Consider the following 23,360-nt stretch of genomic DNA (forward strand, 5'->3'; position numbering starts at 1 on the left):
CAGACAAAAAAGTAGGGAAAACGATGCCTAGTATTACAAATCAAATCTTGAGCGGCGCCAAATGGACAAGTATTTCGACAGCGTGTATTACGGTCATTCAAATCGTCCAATTCGCCCTGCTCGGGCGGGTCATGTCACTGGCTGAATTCGGCCTTGTCGGCATGATCACAACGGTAGTGGTGTTTGCCCAAATTGCGCTTGATATGGGTTTTGGCGCCGCGCTCATTCAAAAAGATCATGTGACTGATAAACAGATGTCTTCCTTGTACTGGCTGAATATCATAACGGGGCTTGCGCTGTTTGCGCTGCTGTTTTTCAGCAGTCCGCTCATCGCCGATTTTTATCGGCGGGAGGAGCTTGTCTATTTAATCCGCGTGCTGGCCGTCATGTTTTTAATCGCTCCGATCGGTCAGCAATACCAGTATATGCTGCAAAAAGCGCTGGCATTTAACACGCTAAGCAAGATTGAAATCTTTTCAAATGTGCTGTCCTTCGTGTATTTGGCGGCCGCGGTTTTTTATACGGACCCGATTCTCGCCTATGTGATTTCCCAGGTGCTGCTGCAATCGTCAAAAGGCATTCTGTACTGGATGTCCTGCAGAAAAACATGGAGACCGGCGTTCGTTTTTGATCTGAAAGGAATGAAAGGCTTCTTTTCTTTCGGGGCCTTTCAGCTGTCTTCCCGGCTTGTGAACCGGCTCGGGGCGAATATTGATATGATTATGATCGGCAGTTTTATCGGCGCCGAGGCGCTCGGCATTTACAATCTGGCCTACCAGATTGTCACGCTTCCGGTATTAAAAATTAATCCGATCATTACGAGAGTCGCGTTTCCCGTCTTTGCGAAAAACAAGCATGAAAACAGCGTTATCAGAGAAGGATTTCTCAATATGACCAAAATACTCGCGCTGATATCCTTTCCGCTTTTGCTCGGTTTGGTTTCAGTGTCGGATGCATTCGTGGCTTCGGTATTCGGAGAAAAATGGCTGGCGGCTGTCCCGGTTTTAAACGTTCTCGCTATCGTCGGGATTTTAAGGGTCCTGATGAATCCGAACGGATCTGTGCTGCTCGCAAAAGGGCGGGCCGATCTGGCGTTTTATTGGGACGCCGGGGTGATGCTGCTGTATGGTGCATCTTTGTACGCCGCCGTGTTGTCCGGAAATCTCTTGACGGTAGCCTGGACGTACGCTTTCATCAGCATCCTGAATTTCCTGATCGGGCGCTGGCTGTTGGCATATGTCATTAAGCTGCGGCTGTCGGCTTACTTCAAAGCCGTGGCCAAACCGTTTCTGCTTACGGCGGCAATGGGTGTCATCGCTTTTACAGCCAGCTTCGGAACGGAGCGGATCAGCCTTGATGTCAAGCTGCGTCTGGCGATCTCCGTAGCCTGCGGCGCATTGTGTTATTTATTCCTGTTAGGAAAAGCTTATCCGCATATGAAAAGTAAATTAAGAAAAGGACGTTTGCTATGAAGGTATTGTGGCTGACAAGTGTCTATCCGAGCAGTGAAAAGCCGGGGGAAGGGGTTTTTCATGAGACGCAGGCCCAAGAACTGAGAAAGCTTGGCGCGGAGATGACCGTCATTTGTCCGCGGCCGAAACTCGCCGCGCCATTCCGGGTGCTGAAAAAGACGTATCGGCAAAAGGATATAAGGCCGGCGCATGAATGGCGGAAAGGCGTGTCCGTCCACCGGCCGTTTTATCAGGCGGTTCCCGGGCAGCTGAAATGGGCGCAGCCGCATAAAAGAATGGCGGCATCGGTTCTTTCCGCGATTAGAAATCATGGCCTGAAGCCCGATCTGATTCACGCGCATTTCGCCATGCCGTCAGGCGGAGCGGCCGCCATTGTGTCGAAGGCTCTAGGCATTCCGTATGTACTGACCTTGCATGGCAGTGATGTCAATGTCTATCCGCATTACAGCAAAAGCGCTCATCGCGCATTTACATTTGCGGTGCGGGAAGCAGCCGATATTTACGCTGTGAGCGGCAGTCTGCGGGAACAAATGAAAAAGCTCATCGAAGCGGAGTGCAGCGTGCTTCCGATCGGCATCACGCTTGACGCCTTCCGAGAAAGGAACGAGACGAAAGAAGCCGTCAGAAAACGGCTCGGCCTTCCTCCGGATAAAAAACTGATCGTGTTCATCGGCAGGCTTGTCAAAGAGAAAGGTGTTTTCGACTTATCAAAAGCCGTTCAGTCATTGGATGAAAATTATGAAGCTGTCTTTGTCGGTGACGGTCCCGCCGCATCTTCATTGCGGGAAGCCGCTCATATCGTCACGGGGCAAGTGCCGAACGACAAGGTACAGGACTATCTGCTGGCCTCGGATGTAATGGCGCTGCCGTCCTACAGCGAAGGCATGCCGACTGTGGTCATTGAGGCGCTCGCTCTGAAGGTGCCGGTGATCTGCACCGATGTCGGAGGATTGGCTTCTTTATTCGGGAAACACCGGGGGTTGCTGATCAAGCCGGGTTCACCTGAGACGCTGGCAGAATCGATTCTGCAATATGACGGAGGAGAGGCTTGGACGCCGCAAACAGCCGAGGAGCTTTATCAAACCGTCCGCACGTATTTTGACGCAACCCAAAACGCGAAAGCGCTGAAAGAGAAATACCGATCCGTAATGAACCGGGCCGGGCAAGAGGAGAACCTTTCGAAAGAGGGATGAAGCTGTGGAAAAAATCGCTGTATTAGGAACAGGGTATGTAGGTCTTGTATCTGGAACTTGTTTTGCGGAAATCGGCCATCATGTGACTTGCTGTGACATCAATGAAGCGAAAATCAGAAGCTTGCAAAACGGAGTCATCCCGATATATGAACCGGGGCTTGAGGAATTAGCCGAAAAAAATGTCAGTGCCGGGCGCTTATCCTTTACGGCCGGCATTGAGCCGGCTGTGAAAGCCGCTGATATCATCTATATCGCCGTCGGTACGCCGATGTCAAAGACGGGTGAAGCCGATCTGACCTACATTAAGGCAGCGGCGCAAACAATCGGAGAACAGCTGAACGGATACAAAATCATTGTCACCAAAAGCACTGTTCCGGTCGGGACGGGAAAGCTCGTTTATCAAATCGTCAGCGAAGCGTCAAAGGGAAAACATCCGTTTGATGTCGCGTCAAATCCTGAATTCCTCCGCGAAGGTTCGGCGGTGCGGGATACGATGCAGATGGAGCGGGCGGTCATCGGCGCCACAAGCGAACATGCCGCTTCGGTCATTGAAGAGCTTCATAAGCCGTTCCGTACGAAGATCGTAAAGACCAATCTTGAAAGCGCGGAAATGATTAAGTATGCCGCAAATGCTTTTTTAGCCGCCAAAATATCTTTTATTAACGATATCGCCAATATTTGCGAACGTGTCGGGGCGGACATTTCCCACGTGTCAGAAGGCGTCGGTCTTGACAGCCGGATCGGGAATAAATTTCTGCAGGCGGGCATCGGATTCGGCGGATCCTGCTTTCCGAAGGATACAACGGCTTTATTGCATATCGCAAACGCCGCCGGCTATCCGTTTCAAATGATGGAAGCCGTCATTGAAACCAATCAGAAGCAGCGGGTCCGTATTACGGAAAAATTGAACCGCGCTATCGGTCCCTTAAAAGGGAAAACCGTGGCCGTACTGGGGCTAGCCTTTAAACCGCACACAAATGACGTCCGCTCCGCCCCGGCTCTTGATATCATCACAAGTCTTAAAGAGCAGGGCGCTCACGTGAAAGCGTATGATCCGATCGCGATTCCCGAAGCGTCAGCGATATTAGGAGACGGCGGCATTGAATATCACACAGAGCTGTACAGTGCCATCAAAAACGCGGACGCATGCCTGATTACAACAGATTGGCCGGAAGTCAAGGAGATGGATCTTCAGAGAGTGAAGCAGCTGCTCAAACAGCCGGTCATCATTGACGGCAGAAATATGTTTCCGTTGGAGTATATGAGGGTTTCAGGATTCACTTATCATTCCGTCGGACGTCCGGCGGTTCATGCCGATCGGCAAATAAAAGAACTGGCAAGATAGAAAAAGATTTGTCTTCAGGCTCTCGGCAGCCCGGCTCGGCTGCCGGTTTTGGAAAGGGGTTTGCCATGTGAGTATCAAACGTTCAGCGGCACATGTTCTTGTGCTGCTTGCCGCTGTCATTACAGGAGGATTCATCATGCTGGAGGCGGTCAGGGCGGATGCCGGCTTCGGAAAAATCACCGTGCTGCTGCTTGCCGCCATGATCGGCATTGCCGGACTTGCTTTGCTATCCGCCTTTACAACAAACGGTCAGATGTTTATGGGGCTCATTTATATACTGATCGCGTGTACATTTTTAAATCAGGCCTTCTTTGCGGTTCATCTCGGATTTTTCAGCTTATTTATATACCGGCTGTTATTAATCGGAGCAGGCGCCCTTCACATCGCCGGCATCCTGACAAACCGTCATCATATTGACAGATGGAATCGGGTGAATGTAAAAGGGGTTCTGATGTTTTTCGCCTTATGGTTTACATACGGTCTCCTATCGTTATTGTGGGCAAAATCCGTGACGTACGGGATTAAATATTTAGCTTTAATGGGAATGGGCATGTTTTTGATTTATCTTATTGTCATGTTCATTCAGCGCTTTGATCAGCTGATGGTTTTTTACGGCATATGGCTTGTGATGACCATTTTTGTGATGGCGATCGGCTTTTACAATCATTTTACACACCACCATCTGCCGAGCTCCACGCTTTATAACGGCCCGCAGTACAAACAGCATTATCCGACGTCCGTTTTCTTTAATCAAAATGATTTCGCGACGTTTTTGTGCATCAGTTTCTTTCTGTATGCGGCGGCGGTGAAAAATATGAAAAACGGCTATGTGAAGGCCGTCAGCCTGCTCTTTGCGATCTGCGCTTTGTATTTAATCATTTTGACCGGTTCGCGCGCGAGTCTGCTGGGCATATGCGCGGGGGCGGCTGTATACGTCTTCATCCTGCTGCCTTCCCTGTTGAAAAAACTCGCGCTGTACGCTGCGGGAGCGGGTGCGGCGCTGTTTGCGGTTTTATTTGCGGGCCGTATCACCAATGCCGTCTTGAATCTGTTTTCAGCTCCGCAGGCGATGCCGGGACAGCAACCGCTTCCTTCCAACATCGCGAGGGCGAATCTTTTAAAGAACGCCTTTCACTATGTGATTGATTCCTGGGGGTTCGGAGTGGGTGCCGGAAACGTCTCTTACTATTTAAAAGCGGAGCCCGTTTATGATACGGGCGGCGTAGTTGAGGTGCACAACTGGCTCGTCGAGATTATGGTGAACTTCGGCGTGCTTACGATGCTCGGTTACCTGACAGTCTATTTGTTCCTTTTTTGGACACTTTATAAATGTCATGAAAGAAAATCGGAAAATCAGTCAAGACTGATCACAGAAGGACTTATCACGGCGATGGCCGGTTTTTTGGTAAGCAGCATCAGCCCAAGCTCCGTATCAAATTTATTTTTCCACTGGGTATTTCTCTCGCTCGTGATCGCGGCGGTCAATATATTGAGGCGTTTACAAAAGGAGCCTGCCGTCACGGCGTACTATGAAAAACAGGGAGATGCGAGATGAAAGATATGTTGACAAGAATAACCCGGCGTATCAAAAAGAATATCATTTGGATCATTGCGCTGCCCGTTGTGTTAGGGGCGGCGGGATATGTATTGCCGTCAAAAATCAGCGGAAACAGCAGTTTTACATCAGAAGCCGCGATCGCCGCGGGAAATTATGATCATCCGCTTTATAACAATACAAAAGAAATCCCGCTCCTTTTGACGAGCGATGCCTTTTTAAAGCAGGCTTTACCTGATAAAACAGACGAAGAAAGAGCGGCCGTGAAAAGTAAACTGACTGTCGAAACACAATCAGATTCATTGATCACGGTCAGCTACAGCGGCCAAAACAAACAGGAGACCGAATCGGTGTTTCAAGCCGTCATAAAAACTTTTCTGAAGAATGACCAGGACCTGTTTGAAAAACGGGCAAAAGTAGTGCGGCAGAGTATTGCTGCGCTTGAAGGAGAAACCGTCAGTGCGGACGCCAAAGTGGATAAGGAACGATTTTTATACGAATTGAAAAATACGCAGCTGAACCTGAAAGCGGCCGGCATCATCAATTCAGAGCCGATGAATGAAACGGCGGGACAAGGCATGCCGCCGAAAAAGAAAGCGGTTCTGGGCGTTTTAATCGGCATTGCAGTTGCATTTATGTTCATTGTCATTCCTGAGTTTTTTAGAGAGTCCTTGTAAAAATCTGCGATGGAGATGTGACCATGACAAACTGGAAACCTTTCGTATCTGTCATTACACCGTCTTATAACGCAAGTGAATATATCGAAGACACGATCCAGTCCGTTTTACATCAAAGCCACCCGCATTGGGAAATGATTATCGCGGATGATTGTTCAACGGACGGAACGAGAGATATTTTACGGCAATATGAACAAAAGGATGAGCGGATCCGCGTCGTTTATTTAGATCAAAACGGGGGAGCCGCGGCTGCCAGAAATACAGCCCTTAAACATGCCAAGGGCCGTTATGTTGCATTTCTGGACAGCGATGACAGATGGAAAAAGGAAAAGCTTCAAAAACAGCTTGCGTTTATGGCAGAGCGGTCCTGCGCTTTTTCATTTACGGGCTACAGCGTCATGGAGCAGGACGGAACGCCGACGGACAAAACGATTCAAGCCCCTGAAAGCCTGTCATATGATGAAGCTTTAAAAAACACGATTATCGGATGTTTAACGGTCATGATTGACAGAGAGCAGACGGGGCAGATTCAAATGCCTGATATCAGAACGCGGCAGGATTTAGCGACATGGCTTTCCCTGCTGAAAAGGGGATTTACGGCTTACGGCCTGAATGAGTGCCTTTCAGAATACAGGCTTGTGCAGAATTCGATTTCAAGCAACAAGTGGAAAGCCGCAAAAAAAACGTGGTTTGTTTATAGAGAAATTGAGCGCCTGCACTTTATCAAGGCTTCGTGGTGTTTTATGCAATATGCGAAAAACGCGGTCATGAAAAGACTGTAGGCGTCAGAGGAGCTGGGTGATGAAGGTGGAATCGATTATTCATGTAATCGTCGGAGCGGCGGAATGGGGGCATGACCGGCTGAGATACAGACGGCACCGGCTGGCTGAATTTCTTGCCCGGCAAAAAGAAACGAAAAGCGTCATTTGGGTATGCCCGTCTCCGCGAGCCAATGATGGTCAGATGGCCGGGATCGCCGAGGGAATCCGGCAGTTCACTGTAAAGGATGTCATGCAGCAAAAAGCTTTCCGCTTCGGCAGGTATACAGACATGTGCTACAGGCATAAGCTTTCACCATTGGTGAACATGCTGAAGGAAGAAGGAGAAGGGGCCCGCTGCTGCTTATGGTACACCTTCCCCGGTTTTCCGCTTCTGGCAGATCTGTTTCCTTGGGATGAAGTGATTTATGATTGCAGTGATCTGTGGGCGGCTCCGATCAGCGGCCGGTCCGGGGTGTTGTCAAATGTTAGAAGAAACATCATTAAACAGGCGGAATTGAGAATCATTCAGCGTGCCGATTCCATTACGTGTACATCTGACTGTCTGCACCAGGAGGTCGGAAAAAAGCTGGAGAACCCGCACCAGAAAGTGTTCACCATTGAAAACGGAGTGGAATATGACCTGTTTTCACGGGAAAATAAACAGCCGGATGAAGACATTTTACGGGGACGGAACGGAACGGTTCTCGGTTTTATCGGCGGAATCAAACCGAAGCTCGATTTTGCGCTTATGTCGGAAACGGCAGATGTGAGGCCTGACTGGACGATTTTATTGGTAGGCCCGAACACGGCTCAGGACGATCCGGATTTCAAGTCGCTTCTGGAACGCCCGAATGTCATCTGGACGGGACCTGCCGCGCCGAATGAAGTGCCGTCCTATATGCAGCTTGTCGACATCGGCATCATGCCGTATAAAAATTCACCTTATAATGACGCGGTATTTCCGCTTAAGCTTTTTGAATTTTTAGCCGCCGGGAAACCGGTTGTCGGCTGCAACCTTTCTTCTACGTCAAAAATCAAAAGGCCTTTCGTCTATGAATACGTTGAAGGCAGTGACCCCGCAGATTTCATCGCGGCCTGCGACGCGCTTCTGGCAGCGGACCGCAGCGGATCATACGAGGCTTTGCGCCGTGAATTGGCCCGGAGACGGGATTGGAATGTTTTATTCGGCCGAATGCTCGAATGCACGGGTATATTGAAAAATGCGCAATCCCATTAAAAGGGAAAGCGCATTTTTTGATTTGCGTGTTTCTTTTTGATGATGCTTGTTATAATAACTAGTAAGAATTATAATGGAAGGAACGGTTCAATATCAGAAAAGACTTCATATAATTCCAAAGGAGACTTCTTTATGCTTGACGAACGCATGTTTCGCATAGTTGTTGCGTTTTTTGTCTCTCTGCTAACGGTTTTAATCCTAACTCCTATCGTAAAAAAAATTGCGATCAAAATAGGTGCAGTTGACCAGCCCAGCAACCGAAAAGTACATGATAAAATAATGCCCCGTATGGGCGGCTTGGCCATCTTTATCGGCGTAGCGGCGGGTGTGCTCGCGGCCGGCATATATAATGAAACGAAAATGACCGCCATCACGGTGGGTGCGTTTATTATTGTTATTTTAGGAATCCTTGATGATAAATACCAATTAAGCGCAAAGGTAAAGTTTTTCGTCCAGCTGGCCGTGGCCATTATGATTGTGAGCACGGGACTGAAAATGGACTTTTTCTCCGTACCGTTTTTAACGGAACGTTTAGAATTGGGATGGGTCGCTTACCCGCTGACTGTGTTATGGATCGTCGGTATTACGAACGCGATGAACCTGATTGACGGTTTGGACGGACTCGCTGCCGGCCTGTCGGTCATCGGACTCTCCACTATCGCCGTTATGGCGTTGTCCGGAGGGAAAATCCTTATTCTGTCACTTTCACTTGTCGTGATAGGAAGCACACTCGGATTTTTATTTTATAATTTTCACCCGGCAAAGATATTTATGGGAGATACCGGATCGCTCTTTCTCGGATACGTCATCTCAGTACTCTCATTATTAGGTCTTTATAAAAGTGTTACTTTATTCAGTATCATCATTCCGATCATCATTTTGGGCGTGCCGATTTTTGATACGACATTCGCCGTCATCAGGCGGATTTTAAACAAACAGCCGATCTCAGCGCCTGATAAGTCACATATACACCACCGGCTGATGGCCTTCGGGCTGTCACACCGCACGGCTGTCATTATCATTTATTTAATCGGTTTTATTTTCAGCGTCAGTGCCATCCTGCTGAAAAGCGCGACCATATGGCTTTCGCTGTTTATTATTTTTGTATTGATTGTATTTATGCAAATCATAGCAGAGGTCACAGGGTTAGTAAATGAACAATTTAAACCATTTACCAAGTTTTACAAGAGATTGGTAAAGAAAAATTAAAAAGAGCAGATCATGCGAATGGTCTGCTTTTTTGTGGATTCTGCTATTCTCTTATTATATAAAAAAACCCGATCCTGCTCAAAGGATCGGGTTTACTCTTAATAGCCTGTTGTGCCGCCGGACTGTGTGCTGTCCGTACCGTTTGCACCAGCAGTACCGTTGGTTGAATCGGTTGTGCCGCTTGTTCCTGTGCTGCCGGAAGTCGAATCAGTCGTGCCGTCTGTCCCCGTGCTGCCGGAAGTCGAATCAGTCGTACTGTCCGTTCCTGTGCTGTCAGAAGCAGGATCGGACGCCGTGCTGCTTCCGGACGGGTAATCCAGGTGTTTCTGCAATTCCTGCCGTACTTTTTCGAGATTGGTCGGATCGGGCTGGAAATAATACGTTCCGCCCGTAGACGCGGTTCCGCCGCCGCCTAAATATAAATCTGATCCTGTTATGGTCAGTGTATCAATCTTTTTGCTGGTAAAGCCGTTGTAAATCTGCTGAAGGGCGAGTCCTTCAGTGATTCGGATATTCGTTTGGACGTTATTGCTTGCTGTTTCAGCGATTTTATCGATTTTAGCAATATTTCCAGCTTTAGACATTTGGTCGATCAGTGCATTTAGGATTTGCTTTTGGCGGTCATTCCGGCCGAAGTCTCCGCGCTTATCCTGCTTTCTCATCCGCGCGTAAGCCAGAGCCTGCTCACCGTTCAAATGCATGTTTCCTTTCTTGAAGTAGATCCGTTTCTTTTTACTGACGTCACTCATTTCGTCGAAGTCAAACGGCACTTTTACATTGACTCCGCCGACTTCATCAATAACATCCTTAAAGCCGTTAAAATCGACAGTGACATACTTATCAATCGGTATGCCTAATAAGTCTTCGACGGTTGAGACGGTTTCATCCGCCCCGCCTTTAGCAAAAGCCGCATTGATTTTTGATTTTTTACCGGTTGTATCGCCGGCAAGCGTCACCCGCGTATCACGCGGAATACTCAGCATTTTCATTGTTTTATTTCTCGGATCAAGGGTAACGACAATAAGAGAGTCTGATCGTCCGCCTTTTCCGCTTGTGGCATAATTTTCGATCCCCATAAACAAAATGGAGAACGGTTTTTTCTTCATATCGATGACTTTATCCCGAAGTTTTGATTTGTCTCCGCGGGAAAGGGCATCATATGCATTATCTGCCGCATTGATCGTTTTGTATACTTTGTATCCGCCAAACCCGGCAGCGACTAACAAAACGAGGGTAAGCAGCAGCAAAATCCGTTTGAATATGATCTTTCGTTTGCTTTTCTTTTTCTTTCGAACACGCACTCTTACACGTTCAGCCATTACATTAGTCTCCTTTAGGGCTGACGTCTGTTTCTAAATACGTCAGTTCTCCCTCTGTATTCTTACTCTTGCCGTTCGTCAGTTCTGTCATCCATTTTATAAACTCGTCTTTGTCTTTTTCTTCAACGTAAGTTTCAAATTCGACATGATCCGCATAATGGATATCTTTCAGTAAAAAAACTGATTCTCTCAGTTCGTTCTCTATCTTGCCGAGCCACGTATAATCCGCTGATGTATGCATAATCCGCATCAGCTTCCGCTCCGTAACTCCTATATGATTTAAGCCTTCAGACACTGACTTCCCATATGCACGAATCAATCCGCCTGCACCGAGCTTTATTCCGCCGAAATACCGGGTAACCACCGCGCAGGTATCTTTCAGACCGCGTTTTTTCAGCACTTCCAGCATGGGGACGCCGGCTGTGCCGCTTGGTTCTCCGTCATCATTCGCCTTTTGTATATGGTCGGTTTCGCCGATCAGATAAGCTGAGCAGTTATGAGTCGCATTCCAGTGCTGTTTTTTTATCTTTTGTATAAATTCCTGCGCTTCCTCTTCAGAAGCAGCACGGCTCAGGTGACAGATAAAACGCGATTTTTCAATCACAATCTCATGTTCACCCGTTTCTTTAACTGTTAAATAGCTGTGCAGCATGATTGCTGGACCCTCCTGACAAGCATTAAAAGACTTGTTTCTACAAATTCGAACAGACTTTAGAATTTTTGCGCATATTTTGGTATCATGAAAGAGTAAGATACTATATAAAAATGTTTTTTTCTAGAATATACGCATTCTTTCATTATAATTCGACATAAATTGCAGTTCAATTACATTTATAATAAAAATACATAACAACACCGTTACGGAGGGAGACAGATGAATAAATCGAAGATGGACTCCAAAGTTTTGGATTCTATACTTATGAAAATGCTGAAAACCGTGGACGGGAGCAAGGACGAGGTTTTTCAAATCGGAGAGCAGTCGCGCCAGCAATATGAGCAGCTGGTTGAAGAACTCAAACAGATCAAACAGCAGGTGTACGAAGTCATTGAGCTGGGCGACAAACTTGAAGTTCATACGCGGCACGCACGAAACCGCTTGTCTGAAGTGAGCAGAAATTTCCATAAGTTCAGCGAAGAAGAAATTCGCAACGCCTATGAAAAGGCGCACAAGCTTCAAGTGGAACTGACGATGATCCAACAGCGCGAAAAGCAGCTGCGGGAGCGCAGAGATGATTTAGAACGCCGGCTTTTGGGGCTTCAGGAAATCATTGAACGGTCAGAATCATTAGTCAGCCAAATAACCGTCGTTCTGAATTACCTGAATCAAGACCTTCGCCAAGTAGGGCTTCTTCTTGCCGATGCGCAGGCTAAACAAGATTTCGGTTTAAGAATCATTGAAGCCCAAGAGGAAGAAAGAAAAAGAGTTTCCAGAGAAATCCATGACGGTCCCGCGCAAATGCTGGCAAATGTCATGATGAGATCGGAATTAATTGAACGGATCTTCCGCGACCGCGGCACGGAGGACGGATTTCAGGAAATCAGAAATCTACGGCAGAATGTGCGGAATGCCCTTTACGAAGTCAGAAGGATTATATATGATTTAAGACCGATGGCATTGGACGATCTTGGGCTGATTCCGACACTGAGAAAATATCTTTATACAACTGAAGAATACAACGGAAAGGTGAAAATACATTTTCAGTGCATCGGAGACACGGAGAACCAAAGGCTTGCCCCGCAATTTGAAGTGGCGCTTTTCCGTCTCGCTCAGGAAGCCGTCACAAATGCACTCAAGCATTCAGAATCAGAGGAAATTACAGTAAAAGTGGAAGTAACCGCTGATTTTGTCGTTCTCATCATTAAGGACAATGGAAAAGGCTTTGATATTAAGGATGCTAAACAAAAGAAAAACAAGTCATTTGGCTTGCTGGGAATGAAAGAAAGAGTAGATCTGCTTGAAGGAACGATAACGATAGACTCTAAAATAGGTCTTGGGACATTTATCATGATTAAGGTTCCGTTATCTCTCGGCCTATAATTTGTTAAATAGAGCCAAAAGACATATTGACCGAACAGCGGCGTATATAGAACAATAGGATAAGGAGGCGTAGCGTGTGACTAAAGTAAATATTGTTATTATCGACGACCATCAACTATTCCGTGAGGGTGTAAAAAGAATATTGGATTTTGAACCTACCTTTGAAGTGGTAGCAGAAGGTGACGATGGAGATGAGGCGGCTCGAATCGTCGAGCATTATCATCCCGATGTTGTCATAATGGACATTAATATGCCGAATGTAAATGGTGTAGAGGCTACTAAACAGCTTGTTGAGCTGTACCCTGAATCTAAGGTGATTATCCTCTCCATCCATGATGATGAAAACTATGTGACTCATGCTTTAAAAACAGGTGCAAGAGGCTATCTCCTGAAAGAGATGGACGCAGATACTTTAATCGAAGCAGTGAAAGTGGTAGCCGAGGGCGGTTCTTACCTTCACCCGAAAGTAACCCACAATCTTGTCAACGAATTCCGCCGTCTTGCGACAAGTGGAGTTTCTGCTCATCCTCAGCATGAGGTTTACCCGGAAATCCGGAGACCATTACATATATTAACGAGACGGGAATGTGAAGTGCTGCAAATGCTTGCAGACGGAAAAAGCAACCGCGGAATCGGTGAATCATTGTTTATCAGTGAGAAAACAGTGAAAAATCACGTGAGTAATATTTTGCAGAAAATGAACGTTAATGACCGGACACAAGCCGTTGTCGTGGCCATTAAAAACGGCTGGGTAGAGATGCGTTAGTCATGTGTGAGAAGACTTGCCTGTTATGGCAAGTCTTTTTTTACAGCTGCATATCTATTAAAATACTTATTAAGTACTTAATAAGGCAGGTAAAGTGATGAAGATTGCAGTTGTAACAGACAGTACAGCATATATTCCGAAAGAGATGAGAGAAGAACATCATATTCATATGATCCCTCTCCAAGTGGTTTTCGGTGAAAAAACATTCCGCGAAGAAACAGAACTCGACTGGAGAAGTTTTTATAAAGAAGTAAAAAATCATGATGAGCTGCCGACTACGTCTCAGCCTTCTTTCGGTGAATTAATCGCATTGTACGAAGAACTGGGCAAAACATATGATGCAGTCATAAGCATACATTTGTCCAGCGGAATCAGCGGAACATATAACAGCGCCGTCTCAGCAAACACTATGGTTGATCATATTAAAGTTTATCCCTTTGATTCAGAGATCAGCTGTTTGGCACAAGGTTTTTATGCATTAAAGGCAGCACAGCTCATTAAAGACGGTGTTGACTCACCGGAAAAGATTATAAAAGAGCTGGAAGAAATGAAAAAAACAGTCCGTGCGTATTTTATGGTGGACGATTTATCACACCTCCAGCGGGGCGGGCGTCTAAGCAGTGCTCAGGCTTTTATCGGCGGTCTGTTAAAGGTAAAGCCTATTCTTCATTTTGACAATAAGGTAATTGTTCCTTTTGAGAAGATTCGGACACGCAAAAAAGCGATTTTGAGAATTTTTGAGCTGTTTGGGGAAGATGCAAGTAAAGGAATCCCGATGCGGGCCGCTGTCATCCATGCAAACAGGGAAGAAGAAGCGGCGGATATTATACAGGAGTTAAGCGGTAAGTATCCTCATGTCGAATTCTATAACAGCTATTTCGGTGCCGTGATCGGAACCCATTTGGGCGAAGGCGCCATCGGAATCGGCTGGTGCTTTAAAAACTAAGTGAAAATCTCCGTTTTCAAGAGCGGAGATTTTTTATTTTTTAATTTTCGTAATTCGACAAAAAGTTCCCGGCAAGGCATACTTTGTGCAGAAAGGAGGCAGGAAGATGTCCGAAGGTGCTTCAAAGTTTTCAGAGGTGCGGGATTTCTTTTACGGCCGGCATTTATTGAGATCTGAGATACCGTTTTCAGATCATCGCATCCAGCGTTTAATAGAAACAGAATATATAACGGACGAGCCGTCAATCATCCGCCGGAAAAACCGTTACATTTGCCAACGATGCGGCCAGTTTGATCAAGCCTGCTTTGCGGCATTTTGGGCGCCCTCTGCCAAAAGGCATATTACCTATTGCCGTGCCTGTGTCATGATGGGAAGGGCTGATGAACTGACATCATTATATTCTTGGAATCAAGCCTCTGAAAACAGCTGGGAGCCTGTAAAGCTTTCTTGGGAAGGAACACTGACAGACGGACAGAAGCAGGCGGCCGCCGCGCTTACAGATGCGATAAAAGAGAGACAAGAGCTGTTAGTATGGGCGGTTTGCGGATCGGGGAAAACAGAGATGCTGTTTCCGGGTATCGAGTTTGCGCTGAATCACGGTTTGCGCGTCTGTGTCGCGACTCCGCGTACAGATGTCGTACTTGAACTGCTGCCGAGACTGAAAAAAGCATTTGAGAAAGTCGAAGTTTCTGCTTTGTACGGCGGCAGCGAGGACAAAGGCCGCTTGACTCCGCTGATGATTTCAACAGCTCACCAGCTGATGCGCTACCGAGACATTTTTGATGTCGTGATAATAGATGAAGTAGATGCGTTTCCTTTTTCAGCCGATGAGACATTAAGATTCGCTGTTGATAAAGCGAGGAAGAAAAACAGCGCCCTTGTTTATGTAACGGCAACTCCTTCAGATACATTAAAAAAGAAGGCTGAAGCCGGTTTGCTGAAAAGCGCCCGCATACCGGCCAGATATCATCGGAAACCCCTCCCGGAGCCGCGTTTTTTGTGGTGCGGCAATTGGAAGAAGAAGCTTCAGAAAGGAAAACTGCCGCGCTCTGTAACGGATTGGGTTTGCCAAAAACTTCAATCAGAGCTGCCTGTTTTCTTATTCGTTCCGTCTGTACACGTATTGAAAAAGACAACGGATTATTTTCAGAAATTAAACATACGGGCAGAAGGCGTACATGCGGAAGACACATTCAGAAAGGATAAAGTGAAACGGTTCAGAGACGGCCGGCTTGACCTGCTGGTAACGACTACGATTTTAGAAAGAGGGGTTACCGTGCCCAAAGTTCAGACATGTGTCCTCGGCGCAGAAGCACCTATCTTTACTGAGAGCGCGCTCGTACAGATCGCAGGCAGAACGGGAAGGCATTATAAACATTTCAGCGGTGATGTCGTCATGTTTCATTTCGGAATTACAAACGGAATGAAAAAAGCAAAAAAACATATTGAACATATGAACAAATTGGCACAAAAAAGTAAATTGTTGGACTAGTTAATTTCAGAAAACGTGATACAGTATACTCATACTTTCCTATGAGGAGCTGTCAGCATGCTTGTCAATTCTAAAGAAATCATATTAAAGGAACTTCTCGACCGCCATATGCCTAAGCTTCATATGAAATGTACATGCCGGGTATGCAAAAATGATGTACTGGCACTTTCATTAAACCGGGCTGAGCCGGCATATGTTACAGATAAAAAGAAAGTTGCTTATGCAAAAGCAGAGATAGTTGATAAACAGAAAAATACGGCGCTGCTTGTCATTCTGGCTGAATCAGCGGCGATTGTTTCGGTTAATCCAAGCGAGTTCTGTGAAACTCGGGAAGGAGCGTAATATCTCTGAATTGTTTATTGTGTGACTCACCAATTTCAAGTTCATTGACTTGGAGATCTCTGTTTTCTCTGGCGCCCGAGCAAGAGGTATGCAGCATATGCAGCAGCCAATTCGAAAAAATTGAAGGCCCCGTATGCAGTATATGCGGGAGGCCTCAGGAGTCAAATGAAAAATGCGCTGATTGTGCGGCCCGGGAATCAAAAACGGAAAAGCGCTTTTTGCTGCGGCAAAACCGTTCGGTATATTTGTATAATGATGCGATGAAGGACTCATTGGCCCGGTTTAAATTCAGGGGTGATGCGAAAATCATTCAAGCATTTGAACGTGACTTTGCTGCCGGCTTTAAAGCGGCATATCCATCAAATACACATACTCTCATCCCTATTCCGCTGAGCGGCGAACGGCTGGCGGAACGCGGATTCAATCAATCCGAGCTGCTGGCCTCTCTGCTCGGAATGCCCGTCATTTCCCCCCTCATCCGACTGAACAACGAAAAACAATCCAAAAAGAGCAAAACAGACAGGCTGTCTGCAGAAAAAAAGTTTTCAGCAGCCGAAAACTCCGCCGAAGGTATGAACGTCATCTTAATAGATGATATTTATACGACGGGCGCCACACTTCACCAAGCCGCCGAAGTCCTGCTGACAGCGGGCAAAGCGTCATCGGTCTCCTCTTTTACTTTAATCAGGAGCTAAATCATTCTTTTTTTCTGCCGATATAATTGATAGAAATATAAGGCAGATTAAAGAAGGAATAGGAGTTAATACGATGGGTGAATTGGCGAATTGTCCAAAATGCAATGCTTTATTTTTTAAAACGAACCTGCAGACCGTGTGCCAGGCATGTATTAAAGAAGAAGAAAAAGCATTTGAAACCGTCTATAAATTTTTGAGAAAGCAGATCAACAGACAGTCGACGATGCAGCAGATCACTGAGGAAACAGGTGTGGATGAAGAGCTGATCCTCAAGTTTATCAAACAAAAAAGGATTCAGATCAGCCAGCTTCCAAATTTGGCATATCCTTGCGAAAGGTGCGGAAATCCAATCAGGACGGGGAAATTTTGCAAGTCCTGTCAGACAGATATTGAGTCGCAATTAGACCATATGAACCAAAAAACAGCCGCTGAATTCGAAGAGAAAAACAGTACAAAAGACACATACTATGCCTATAATACCAAAAACACCTGATTCCCTAAACTAACTGATAACGCAGTCGATAAAAGAATTAGACTGCGAACAGAAAGCGAGAGGAATCCTATGAAAATCAATCAGTACGGAACACAATCCGTTAATCCATACCAAAAAAATTACGAAAAGCAAGCCGTACAAAAAGAGGCTGCAAAGCCGAAGGACAAAGTGGAAATTTCTTCTCATGCAAAAGAGCTTCAAAATGCGTCAGATGCGGTCACTAAAACACGTCAGGAAAAAATCGCTCAGGTTAAAGCGGATATAGAGAGCGGAACATATAAAATAGATTCAAACAGCATCGCTGAAAACATAGTGAATTTCTATAAAAAGCAATAAAAAGGAGAAAGCCAATGTCAGCAAAGCCAATTATTGACCAACTGAAGCGACTTTGCGCACTGCATGAACATCTGCTCACGCTGTCTGAGGAGAAAACGGAAGCGCTGAAAGCAGGTAAAACAAAAGAGCTCTCCAACATATTGACCAAAGAGCAAAAGTATATTCAGGCAATCGGGCAGACTGAGGAAGAACGAATCAGGTTAACTTCTCAGTTTCTCAGCCGCGGTGAGGACAATACAATTGCTGCATGCATCTCCAGAACTTCAGGCAGTGAAAAACAGGAGCTTGAAGGGTTATTTCACTCTTTGTCTGCGCTTCTTGACCGTCTGAAAGAAGTGAATGAGATGAACAAACAGCTCACGATTCAGGCTTTACAATTCATCTCGGGGGCATTCGATATGATCATGCCGGGTGAAAAAGAGAATATGAATTATAAAGAGCCGCAAGCGGCGCGCAAGCCTGTCAGCCGTTTGACATTATTCGATTCAAAAGCTTAGAACGGAGGATTTTCAATGCCATCGACTTTTATGGGGCTCGAAACAGCAAGGCGTGCATTGAGTGCGCAGCAGACTGCATTGAGCACAGTTTCAAATAACGTTGCAAATGCAAATACAGAAGGATATACGAGGCAGCGCGTCACATTACAATCGACGAGCCCTTATCCCGCAGTATCAAAAAACAGTGATCTGACGGCCGGCCAAATCGGAACAGGAGTTAAAGCCGGTTCAGTTGAGCGCGTCAGAGACAGTTTTTTAGACTATCAGTACAGAACTGAAAATACAAAATTAGGGTACTATACAGCCCGTTCCAATTCATTGTCGCAAATGGAAGGCGTCATGAAAGAGCTTGACGATAACGGATTAAACGGATCGCTCAGTTCGTTTTGGAATGCCCTTCAGGACCTGGCGACGAATCCGGAAAATACGGGAGCGCGCTCAGTTTTGCAGGAGCAGGGGAAATCTCTTGCCGAAAGTTTTAACTATATATCTACCTCTTTGACTAACATTCAGGGTGATATTAAAAAGAACCTGGATAACACAGCGGATCAGGCCAATTCCATTCTCAATCAGCTGAATGACCTTAACAATCAAATTGCGGCAGTTGAGCCGAGCGGTATGCTCCCTAATGATTTGTATGACCAAAGAGACAGATTGATTGATCAATTATCTTCTATGGCAAATATTAAAGTTTCATATAATAAGTCGGGCGGACATGCCTTGGCGACTGCTGAGGGCACGGTTAACGTCGAATTGCTGAACGGGAACAACAATTCTCTCGGTACGCTGCTCGACGGTAACACAAAAACAGTTTCAGAAATGAAAATAAACTACGACAAGGACAGCGGCCTCGTGTCGAGTGTGTCAGTCGGCAGCAGTACGGTCAATGCGGATGCATTTACCGGAAAAGGCTCACTTTTAGGTCTTATTGAATCATACGGCTATATGTCAAACGGAGAAGAAAAAGGTCTTTATCCTGAAATGCTGACGGCTCTTGACAATATGGCGCTATCCTTTGCTGACGCGTTTAATGCAGTTCATGAAAAAGGGAAGACCTATACAGGTGAACAGGGCGCAGCATTTTTTGATTTCAGCGGGGGTGAAGCGGTGCCTGCAAAAGGTGCGGCAGCGAAAATAAAAGTCAGTGACAAAATTCTTGCGTCTACTGATAATATCGCAGCGTCGTTAAACGGAGAAAAAAGTGACGGCACAAACGCGACAAATCTTGCAGCCGTACAGAACAGCAAGCTGACTATTAACGGTGAAACCACTACAATTAATGACTTTTATGAATCCCTTATCGGAAAGCTGGGCGTTAATTCACAAAAAGCGGCCAATCTTATGAACAACTCTGAAAGCAACACCCTTTCAGCCGATGAACGGAGACAATCAATCAGTGCAGTATCTTTAGATGAAGAAATGACAAATATGATTCAGTTTCAGCACGCTTATAATGCGGCTGCGCGGATCATAACGATGCAGGATGAAATATTCGATAAAATTATTAACGGTATGGGCACCGGAGGAAGATAGGAGATAAGTAAATGAGAGTAACTCAAGGGATGATCGCAAAAAATTCTCTTCGATTTATCGGCTCAAGTTATGACAAGCTCGATCGGCTTCAGCAGCAAGTGTCTACGGGGAAAAAAATCACGAAAGCTTCTGATGATCCGGTCGTTGCAATGAAGGGAATGCAGTACCGTACTCAGCTTGCGCAGGTAAACCAGTATCAGCGGAATGTTTCGCAAGGCTTTACATGGCTGGAAAACTCGGAATCAAGCGTAAACTCGGAAACGGATATTATGGGGAAAATCCGGGACTTGATGGTTCAGGCGAAAAGTGATTCGAACGGTGAAACAGAATTGAAAGCAATCGGTACAGAAATCGGCCAGCTGAAAAAGCAGCTCGTTTCTGTCGCGAATACTCAGGTAAACGGACGTTATCTGTTTAACGGAACAAATTCAGACGTCCCGCCGATCACTGAAAATGCCGACGGCACATATACGTACAATTATGAGAATTATACCGGTGCTTCGGATGTTAACATCAACATCTCGAACGGAGCAGTGCTGAAAGTGAATTCTGATCCAAACTCAGCTTTCGGAGGCGTCGCACAAAATGGAGATAATGTATTTGAATTTCTAAACTCCCTAGAAGCTTCTTTAAGCAAAGGCACGCTGTCCGAAGCAGATTCAAATCAAATTCTGTCAGATATCGACGGTTTTACTGACAAAATGAATGCTGAAAAATCCAATATCGGCGCACGCACAAACCGGTTGGAACTCATTCAGACAAGATTGGAATCACAAGCGGCAACCGCTGAAAAAGTATTGTCGGATAATGAAGATGTAGAAATGGAAGATGTAATTGTTGATTATTTATCTCAACAGACGGTTCATAGAGCAGCGCTGTCAGTGAATGCGAATATCATTCAGCCGTCACTGATTGACTTCCTGAAATAATATAACTGACCGTCTTCAATATATAAAAAAGCGACTCACACCAGGGAGATCGCTTTTTTTACTAAAATACTATAAACAGGAGGGATCTCTGTGCAGATGCCGAGATTGATTATTGACAGTGTGCCTGCTAAAATCGGTATAACCTTTCAAAAGGAAGAAATCGAGATGGAACAGCCGCCCGCTGACTTGGAAATCGAACAGCCGCCGGCAGAGCTGAACATTGAAAGTACGCCGGCCAAACTGACGATTGACCAGACGAGGGCGTGGGAGAACTTGAATCTCAAATCATTTGAAAAGCTGAACGCTGAAGCCGCCCAGAAAGGTGCGGAAGCCTGCAGCGAGTTTATTGCAAAAACAGTCAGGGAAGGGAAGGAAATGGCGGCTATCGAAAAGAAAACGGGCAATGTGATGGCCCGGCAGGCAGCAGATGTCAGACCGCCCGATCCATTCGGCGAATTCAGCGACTTTCTGCCTGCGCAGTTTCTCGTCGACATTGACTGCATTCCTTCAAAGCTTACGATTGATATTGAAGCCCGCAAACCTTCAATTGAAGCAGCCGTCAATAAACCTGTATGGAATTATACGCCGGGGAAAGTTCAGATTGATATGATGCAAGACCCTAAGGTGACGATTTCGGTTGACGATGGCAACGCAGAATAAAAGATGAAAGTGGTAAAGGATTGTGAAGCATGATAATTAAAACAAAATATCACGGAGAAATCAGAATAGATGAAGGGCAGATTATCTCATTTGAAAACGGCCTGCCGGGATTTAATGACGAGACTCAATTTGTTGTTCTTCCTTTGTCGGAGGATTCACCGTTTTTGGCGCTGCAGTCTGTCAAACAGGAGCACATCGCCTTTATTGTCGCCAGTCCGTTTATTTTCTTTAAAGGGTACGAATTTGACATTGACCATGCGACGCTTGAACTTTTGCATATTGAAGATATAGAGGACGTCGAAGTGATGGCGATTTTAACGCTGGAAGAGCCTTTTGAAAATACAACCGCCAATTTAAAAGCGCCGATTATCGTCAATAAAAAGGAAATGAAGGCGAAACAAATCATTTTACATGATGCTTCCTATGAAACAAAACATCTGATAGGAGGAGGATCATGCTAGTTCTCTCAAGAAAAGTGAATGAGTCCATTCAGATCGGGCCGGATATTGAAATAAAGGTGATCGCCATCGAAGGAGAACAAGTGAAGCTGGGAATTGAAGCGCCTCAGCACGTAGATATTCACAGGAAAGAAATCTACTTGTCGATCCTGGAAGAGAACAACAGAGCTGTATCTTTTAATACTGATTTATTACTTAACTTATCCTCACAAAAAAAGTGAGGATTTTTTTATTTTCAATATAAACAATGGAAGCGGCCGTCCGATATATATATTGTAGCCAATGAGAGGAAAAATTTTCTTCGGAATGACGCTGCGCAAATGCACAAGGACGTGCGAAAAACAATTCAGGGAGGAAATACAAAATGAGAATCAACCACAATATCGCGGCTCTTAACACTAGCCGTCAGCTGAATGCAGGTTCAAACTCTGCTGCAAAAAACATGGAAAAATTATCTTCAGGTCTTCGCATCAACCGCGCTGGTGATGACGCTGCGGGTCTTGCGATCTCTGAAAAAATGCGTTCTCAAATCCGCGGTTTAGACATGGCGTCTAAAAACGCTCAAGACGGAATCTCTCTTATCCAAACATCTGAGGGTGCATTGAACGAAACTCACAGCATTCTTCAGCGTATGAGCGAGCTTGCTACACAAGCGGCGAACGATACAAACACTGATTCTGACCGTTCTGAGCTTCAAAAAGAGATGGACCAATTAGCGTCTGAAGTAACAAGAATCTCTACTGACACTGAGTTCAACACGAAGAAACTTCTTGACGGAACTGCGCAAAACCTTACGTTCCAAATCGGAGCTAACGAAGGCCAAACAATGAGCCTGTCTATCAATAAAATGGACTCTGAAAGCCTGAAAGTTGGTACGACTTATACAGTATCCAATGATCAAAATACACTTACAGCAACTGACGGAAGCACTGCTACTTGGGCGGATGAAGTAACAGATCCAGATGGTAAGGTTACAAAAGCAGCCGGCTATTATGATACTGACGGTAAAGTTGTTGCATCTGAAAAATTAGCTGCAGATTCTAAAGTAACAAAAGGTATCGACATCTCATCTTCAGCTAAAGCTGCGTCTTCAGCTCTTACAACAATCAAAACAGCTATCGACACAGTATCTAGCGAGCGCGCTAAACTTGGTGCGGTTCAAAACCGTTTAGAGCACACAATCAACAACCTTGGTACTTCTTCTGAGAACCTGACTTCTGCTGAATCACGTATCCGTGACGTAGACATGGCTTCTGAGATGATGGAGTACACGAAAAACAACATCCTTACTCAGGCTTCTCAAGCTATGCTTGCGCAAGCTAACCAACAGCCTCAGCAAGTTCTTCAATTGCTTAAAGGTTAATGACGGAAAGATCCTGGTTCTCCAGGGTCTTTTTTTATTTCTTC

25 protein-coding genes are annotated in these 23,360 nt (G+C 45.7%); 23 read left to right on the forward strand and 2 right to left on the reverse strand.

From position 1 onward, the window contains the following. The first annotated feature begins 23 nt into the window (after positions 1-23). The 8 genes from tuaB (at position 24) to OQ477_RS13915 (ending at position 9,449) form a co-directional block, all read left to right on the forward strand. The gene (tuaB, locus tag OQ477_RS13880; protein ID WP_265972798.1) at positions 24-1,472 is read left to right on the forward strand and encodes a teichuronic acid biosynthesis protein TuaB; all 1,449 of its coding nucleotides are present in this window, start codon (positions 24-26) and stop codon (positions 1,470-1,472) included. Beyond that, the gene (tuaC, locus tag OQ477_RS13885) at positions 1,469-2,665 is read left to right on the forward strand and encodes a teichuronic acid biosynthesis protein TuaC (protein ID WP_265972799.1); all 1,197 of its coding nucleotides are present in this window, start codon (positions 1,469-1,471) and stop codon (positions 2,663-2,665) included. Before tuaB ends, tuaC begins: the two co-directional genes overlap by 4 nt. Before the next feature lie 4 nt (positions 2,666-2,669). After that, on the forward strand, positions 2,670-4,010 hold the full coding sequence (tuaD, locus tag OQ477_RS13890; RefSeq protein WP_265972800.1) for a UDP-glucose 6-dehydrogenase TuaD: 1,341 nt from the start codon (positions 2,670-2,672) through the stop codon (positions 4,008-4,010). A gap of 67 nt (positions 4,011-4,077) precedes the next feature. Beyond that, positions 4,078-5,565, forward strand: a complete 1,488-nt coding sequence (gene tuaE / locus OQ477_RS13895) for a teichuronic acid biosynthesis protein TuaE (protein WP_265972802.1) — start codon at positions 4,078-4,080, stop codon at positions 5,563-5,565. Further along, positions 5,562-6,242, forward strand: a complete 681-nt coding sequence (tuaF, locus tag OQ477_RS13900; protein ID WP_045209028.1) for a teichuronic acid biosynthesis protein TuaF — start codon at positions 5,562-5,564, stop codon at positions 6,240-6,242. Before tuaE ends, tuaF begins: the two co-directional genes overlap by 4 nt. A gap of 23 nt (positions 6,243-6,265) precedes the next feature. Further along, positions 6,266-7,024, forward strand: a complete 759-nt coding sequence (gene tuaG, locus OQ477_RS13905; RefSeq protein WP_044801923.1) for a teichuronic acid biosynthesis protein TuaG — start codon at positions 6,266-6,268, stop codon at positions 7,022-7,024. Between the two features lie 19 nt (positions 7,025-7,043). Then, positions 7,044-8,240: a teichuronic acid biosynthesis protein TuaH gene (tuaH, locus tag OQ477_RS13910; protein ID WP_265972806.1), complete on the forward strand. Its 1,197-nt coding sequence runs from the start codon at positions 7,044-7,046 to the stop codon at positions 8,238-8,240. A gap of 132 nt (positions 8,241-8,372) precedes the next feature. Further along, positions 8,373-9,449: a glycosyltransferase family 4 protein gene (locus tag OQ477_RS13915; protein WP_003151382.1), complete on the forward strand. Its 1,077-nt coding sequence runs from the start codon at positions 8,373-8,375 to the stop codon at positions 9,447-9,449. Positions 9,450-9,547: 98 nt separating this feature from the next. Here OQ477_RS13915 and OQ477_RS13920 read toward each other — a convergent pair whose 3' ends face one another. Together OQ477_RS13920 and OQ477_RS13925 are read right to left on the reverse strand one after the other, a co-directional pair. Continuing rightward, entirely contained in the window at positions 9,548-10,768 is a 1,221-nt protein-coding gene (locus OQ477_RS13920) for an LCP family protein (protein ID WP_265972807.1), read from the reverse strand. Between the two features lie 4 nt (positions 10,769-10,772). Beyond that, the gene (locus tag OQ477_RS13925; RefSeq protein ID WP_007614107.1) at positions 10,773-11,420 is read right to left on the reverse strand and encodes a YigZ family protein; all 648 of its coding nucleotides are present in this window, start codon (positions 11,418-11,420) and stop codon (positions 10,773-10,775) included. 222 nt (positions 11,421-11,642) lie between these two features. Here OQ477_RS13925 and degS point away from each other — a divergent pair, with 222 nt between their 5' ends. From degS to OQ477_RS14000, 15 genes are all read left to right on the forward strand, one after another. Further along, positions 11,643-12,806: a two-component sensor histidine kinase DegS gene (gene degS / locus OQ477_RS13930; RefSeq protein WP_007407484.1), complete on the forward strand. Its 1,164-nt coding sequence runs from the start codon at positions 11,643-11,645 to the stop codon at positions 12,804-12,806. 76 nt (positions 12,807-12,882) lie between these two features. Then, positions 12,883-13,572 (forward strand): two-component system response regulator DegU, encoded by a 690-nt coding sequence (gene degU, locus OQ477_RS13935; protein ID WP_003219701.1) that lies wholly within the window; start codon positions 12,883-12,885, stop codon positions 13,570-13,572. A gap of 97 nt (positions 13,573-13,669) precedes the next feature. Beyond that, on the forward strand, positions 13,670-14,518 hold the full coding sequence (locus tag OQ477_RS13940) for a DegV family protein (protein WP_265972810.1): 849 nt from the start codon (positions 13,670-13,672) through the stop codon (positions 14,516-14,518). Positions 14,519-14,624: 106 nt separating this feature from the next. Further along, the gene (locus OQ477_RS13945; RefSeq protein WP_265972812.1) at positions 14,625-16,010 is read left to right on the forward strand and encodes a DEAD/DEAH box helicase; all 1,386 of its coding nucleotides are present in this window, start codon (positions 14,625-14,627) and stop codon (positions 16,008-16,010) included. A 57-nt stretch (positions 16,011-16,067) separates the two neighbouring features. After that, a complete protein-coding gene (locus OQ477_RS13950) occupies positions 16,068-16,352 on the forward strand; it encodes a late competence development ComFB family protein (protein ID WP_003151389.1) in 285 nt (94 codons plus the stop codon). 5 nt (positions 16,353-16,357) lie between these two features. Continuing rightward, on the forward strand, positions 16,358-17,047 hold the full coding sequence (locus OQ477_RS13955) for a phosphoribosyltransferase family protein (RefSeq protein ID WP_198161198.1): 690 nt from the start codon (positions 16,358-16,360) through the stop codon (positions 17,045-17,047). Between the two features lie 73 nt (positions 17,048-17,120). Beyond that, positions 17,121-17,540, forward strand: coding sequence for a TIGR03826 family flagellar region protein (locus tag OQ477_RS13960; RefSeq protein WP_012118571.1), 420 nt, complete (start codon positions 17,121-17,123; stop codon positions 17,538-17,540). Positions 17,541-17,609: 69 nt separating this feature from the next. Further along, positions 17,610-17,876: a flagellar biosynthesis anti-sigma factor FlgM gene (gene flgM / locus OQ477_RS13965; protein WP_265972814.1), complete on the forward strand. Its 267-nt coding sequence runs from the start codon at positions 17,610-17,612 to the stop codon at positions 17,874-17,876. A gap of 14 nt (positions 17,877-17,890) precedes the next feature. After that, positions 17,891-18,373, forward strand: a complete 483-nt coding sequence (locus OQ477_RS13970) for a flagellar protein FlgN (protein WP_003151394.1) — start codon at positions 17,891-17,893, stop codon at positions 18,371-18,373. 15 nt (positions 18,374-18,388) lie between these two features. Next, positions 18,389-19,906: a flagellar hook-associated protein FlgK gene (gene flgK / locus OQ477_RS13975; protein ID WP_265972815.1), complete on the forward strand. Its 1,518-nt coding sequence runs from the start codon at positions 18,389-18,391 to the stop codon at positions 19,904-19,906. 11 nt (positions 19,907-19,917) lie between these two features. Further along, complete coding sequence (gene flgL, locus OQ477_RS13980; RefSeq protein WP_003151396.1) at positions 19,918-20,835, forward strand: flagellar hook-associated protein FlgL; 918 nt, start codon at positions 19,918-19,920, stop codon at positions 20,833-20,835. A 90-nt stretch (positions 20,836-20,925) separates the two neighbouring features. Beyond that, complete coding sequence (locus tag OQ477_RS13985; protein ID WP_007407476.1) at positions 20,926-21,495, forward strand: DUF6470 family protein; 570 nt, start codon at positions 20,926-20,928, stop codon at positions 21,493-21,495. Between the two features lie 29 nt (positions 21,496-21,524). Further along, positions 21,525-21,956: a flagellar assembly protein FliW gene (gene fliW, locus OQ477_RS13990; protein WP_007407475.1), complete on the forward strand. Its 432-nt coding sequence runs from the start codon at positions 21,525-21,527 to the stop codon at positions 21,954-21,956. Further along, a complete protein-coding gene (gene csrA / locus OQ477_RS13995) occupies positions 21,950-22,174 on the forward strand; it encodes a carbon storage regulator CsrA (protein ID WP_003151402.1) in 225 nt (74 codons plus the stop codon). Before fliW ends, csrA begins: the two co-directional genes overlap by 7 nt. A gap of 143 nt (positions 22,175-22,317) precedes the next feature. Further along, positions 22,318-23,316 carry a flagellin gene (locus OQ477_RS14000; RefSeq protein ID WP_265972818.1) on the forward strand — a complete coding sequence of 333 codons (999 nt, stop codon included), beginning with the start codon at positions 22,318-22,320 and terminating at the stop codon, positions 23,314-23,316. The last annotated feature ends 44 nt before the right edge of the window (positions 23,317-23,360 follow it).

The organism is Bacillus sp. ChL18 (genome assembly GCF_026241425.1).
GTDB classification, from domain to species: domain Bacteria; phylum Bacillota; class Bacilli; order Bacillales; family Bacillaceae; genus Bacillus; species Bacillus velezensis.